General features: G+C 76.1%; 1 protein-coding gene and 1 pseudogene. One reads left to right on the forward strand and one right to left on the reverse strand.

The annotated features are described in order from the left end of the window. Nucleotides 1-302: 302 nt before the first annotated feature. Nucleotides 303-1,484: an FUSC family protein gene (locus L1885_RS26535; RefSeq protein WP_235799702.1), complete on the forward strand. Its 1,182-nt coding sequence runs from the start codon at nt 303-305 to the stop codon at nt 1,482-1,484. On the opposite strand, the pseudogene L1885_RS26540 reads toward L1885_RS26535, so the two are convergent. Then, nucleotides 1,402-2,301: pseudogene (locus L1885_RS26540) on the reverse strand (SCO1860 family LAETG-anchored protein); the annotation flags it as partial. The gene L1885_RS26535 and the pseudogene L1885_RS26540 sit on opposite strands and share 83 nt — an antisense overlap. Between the last annotated feature and the right edge of the window lie 583 nt (nt 2,302-2,884).

Here is a 2,884-nt window from a genome sequence, read left to right on the forward strand (position 1 = left end):
CGGCGGCCGACGGCGGCCCGCTGCCCGGCCGGCTGCGGGAGGCGGAACGCCTGGCCGCCCACTGGCTCGCGGCGCGCGGACCCGAGGGCCTGGACCAGGTGCTCGGTGCCTTCCCCGCCGTGTCCCCCCTGCGGTCCGGCGCCCGGTTGCTGCGCGCCGAAACGCGGCCGGGTGCCCCGCTGTTCCGGCACGCGGTGCGCGTCTCGCTCGGCACGGTCGCGGCGGAGGCGGCGGGCCGCGGACTCGGCGACTTCTGGGGCAACGCCCTGCCCCACCACGGCTTCTGGGCCGCGCTCACCGCCATGCTCGTGCTGTTCCCCGACTACGGCCACACCTTCGCGCGCGGCTGGGGCCGGCCGATCGGCTCGATCCTGGGCGGCCTCGCCGCGTGGGCGGTCCTGCTGCCCGCGGGCTGGAGCCCCGGGGCGCTGGTGATCGTGTCGGTGGTGCTCGTCGGCTGCGTCTACGCGACGCTGCGCGTCGGGCAGCTCGTGCTGAACTTCTTCATCACCGCGTGGATCGTCTTCCTGATCGCCCGCCTGGGCTCCGCGCCCCACCTCGTCGCCTGGGGCCGTCCGGCGGACACCCTGCTCGGTGCGCTGATCGGGCTCGTGGTCTTCCTGGCCGTTCCGACGTACCACCACCACCGCATGCAGGCGCTGGTCGCCGAGTGGATACGGGTGCAGCAGCGGCTGCTGCCGTCGCTCGTCGCCGGGTTCACGGCGGTCGGCGCCGTGGACGAGGCCGCGATCGACGAACTGCGCGGGCGGGCCCGCGGGGCCCGGGAGGGCATCGAGGCGGCCGCGGGCAGCCTCGGCCACGAGCCGCGCGCCCACCGCTCGCACTGGAGCGCCGCGCGCCTCGCCTCGATCCAGGAGTCCGTGTACGAGGTGACGCGCTGCGCCGCCCAGCTCCACGAGCGGCTGCCGCGGCGCCCCGAGGACGCCGTGCCGGAGGCCGCCGAGGCCGCCGCGCTGCTCGGTGACCACCTGGCGCGCCTGGCGGCGGCGGTCGCCGCGCGGGGCGCCCTGCCCGAGGGCGAACTGCGTTCCGCCTTCGACGCGGTGGCCGCCCGCAGCGGCCTGGCCGACCTGGCGGATCCCGCCGCGCCCGACGGCGTCTCGCACGCGCGCGGCCGCGTCCTCACACTCACCCTGCGCACGGTCACCACGCTGGAGGCCCTCGAAGCCCACCTGTCGGCGCACGGACCCGATGCCGATGCCGTTGCCGCCGGCCCGGGGCGCCGGGACCCGGGCGACGGCGGCTCGGAGCGTCCCCGCACGAGGACCGGTGCCGTCGGGGACGTGGGCGGCGCGGCCGACGCGGGAGCCGGTGCCGGCTCCGGGACAACAGCGCGGGGGCACCACGGGCACCACGAGCCGCGCCGCCCGCGAGGTACGGCGTCGTGGAACTGCCGCCGGTCTCGGCGAGCTTGTCCTTCGGGGTCGCGACCGGCTTCGGGTCAGCCGCGCTCTGCGCCTTGACGTCGGGCGCCGGCGTCGCGGGCCCCTGGGACGGGGTGCCCGCCCGCGGGTCGGTGGGCTTGGAGGGGCCGGTGGGCTTGGACGGGCCCGTGCCTCCGCCGTGCGAGCCGGAACGAGCCGGGGCCGTGCAGTCGGCCGTCGCCAACTGCACCGAGCCCTTCACGTCCGCGACGTTGAGCTTCAGCGGGTTGATCGAGACGTCCAGCGCGAGCGCCGTCGCCGCGGCCGTGCGGGAGGTGGTCTGCGTCCGGGACAGCTCCAGCGTCACGTCGCCGACGGCGGGGACGTGCACCCGCGTCGGGCCGGCCGTCGAGAGCGTGACGTGCTTGCCGAGCACCCGCACGTCGCCCAGCAGGTTCGACGTGGCGACCGGCCGCTCGCCCGCCACGCAGGTCGCGCGCGAGGTGACCTGCTGGATCTCGATCAGCGAGAGCAGCGGCAGGCCCGGGACGTGGACCTTCGCGTGGGCCAGGTTCACCCGGCCCTCGGCCTTCCTGCCCGCCACGGTGGCCTTCGCGTCGGCGACGTCCGCGCTGAGCATGCTGAACGGCCGCCCCTTGTCGACCCCGTCCACCGTCAGGCTCAGCGCCTTCTTGTCGGCGCTCTGCGGCGCCCGCACCTCGTTGAGCGAGGTGTTCAGCGGCACGTCGACGGTCTTGTCGAGCAGCGAGACGTCGAGCCCCGCCTTCAGCACGGCCGCGTGGGCCGCCCCGCCGCCGCCCTCGACGCCCGTGGCCGAGGCGGGTGCCGCGAGGAGCACGGGACCCGCCGTCAGCGCGACGGCCGCCGCGATCGCGGCGCAGCGGCGCGCGGGCATCCGGCGAAAGGTGTTGCTGTTCAAGATCGTGAAACCCCCACATAGACATGGCGTCGCCGACCGGCCGGCTGGGGACAAGGCGGCGGCGACCGAGACACCGGCATCTTTACGCACCGAGAGTGAACGTGCGGAAACAGAGCGCTAGTTCACTCGAAAGGGGGGTTTCCGTGACAACATTCGATTTCTGGTGCACGGGAGTTCACCCGCGCCGCCGCGGTCTCACTCGTGCGGGTCATGCGGCGGGCGGGCACGGGCATGTTCAACGACGGAGCCTCCACCCCGTCACGCCCTGTCAACCCGGCACGCCCCAACCGGCAGTGCGGCCGGGGCGCTTCAGACCGCGTCCGGGGGAACTGCGGTCGAGAGCCGCGAGGGAGGCGCCGTCGAGCGGGGCCCTCCGGACGCTCTGCCGCCGGGAGCGCCCGCCGGGAGCGGCCCGGAGGAGCATCGTGCGAGAGGGGCGTGCGGAAGGCTCGTGCGGCAGCACCGCGCGGGAGCATCGGGCGGCGGCATCGCGCGGGACGAGGCGGCGGCCGTCCGCGCCGGCTCGCCGTCATCGCCGTCGCGGCGCCGCGCCGAGCCG

It is taken from the genome of Streptomyces fuscigenes (genome assembly GCF_021556455.1).
Classification (GTDB): Bacteria; Actinomycetota; Actinomycetes; order Streptomycetales; family Streptomycetaceae; genus Streptomyces; species Streptomyces fuscigenes.

What these genes read in the sequence shown, in the direction of transcription:
- L1885_RS26535 (WP_235799702.1), top strand. Translation starts at nt 303, where the DNA reads ATGCTCGTGCTGTTCCCCGACTACGGCCACACCTTCGCGCGCGGCTGG.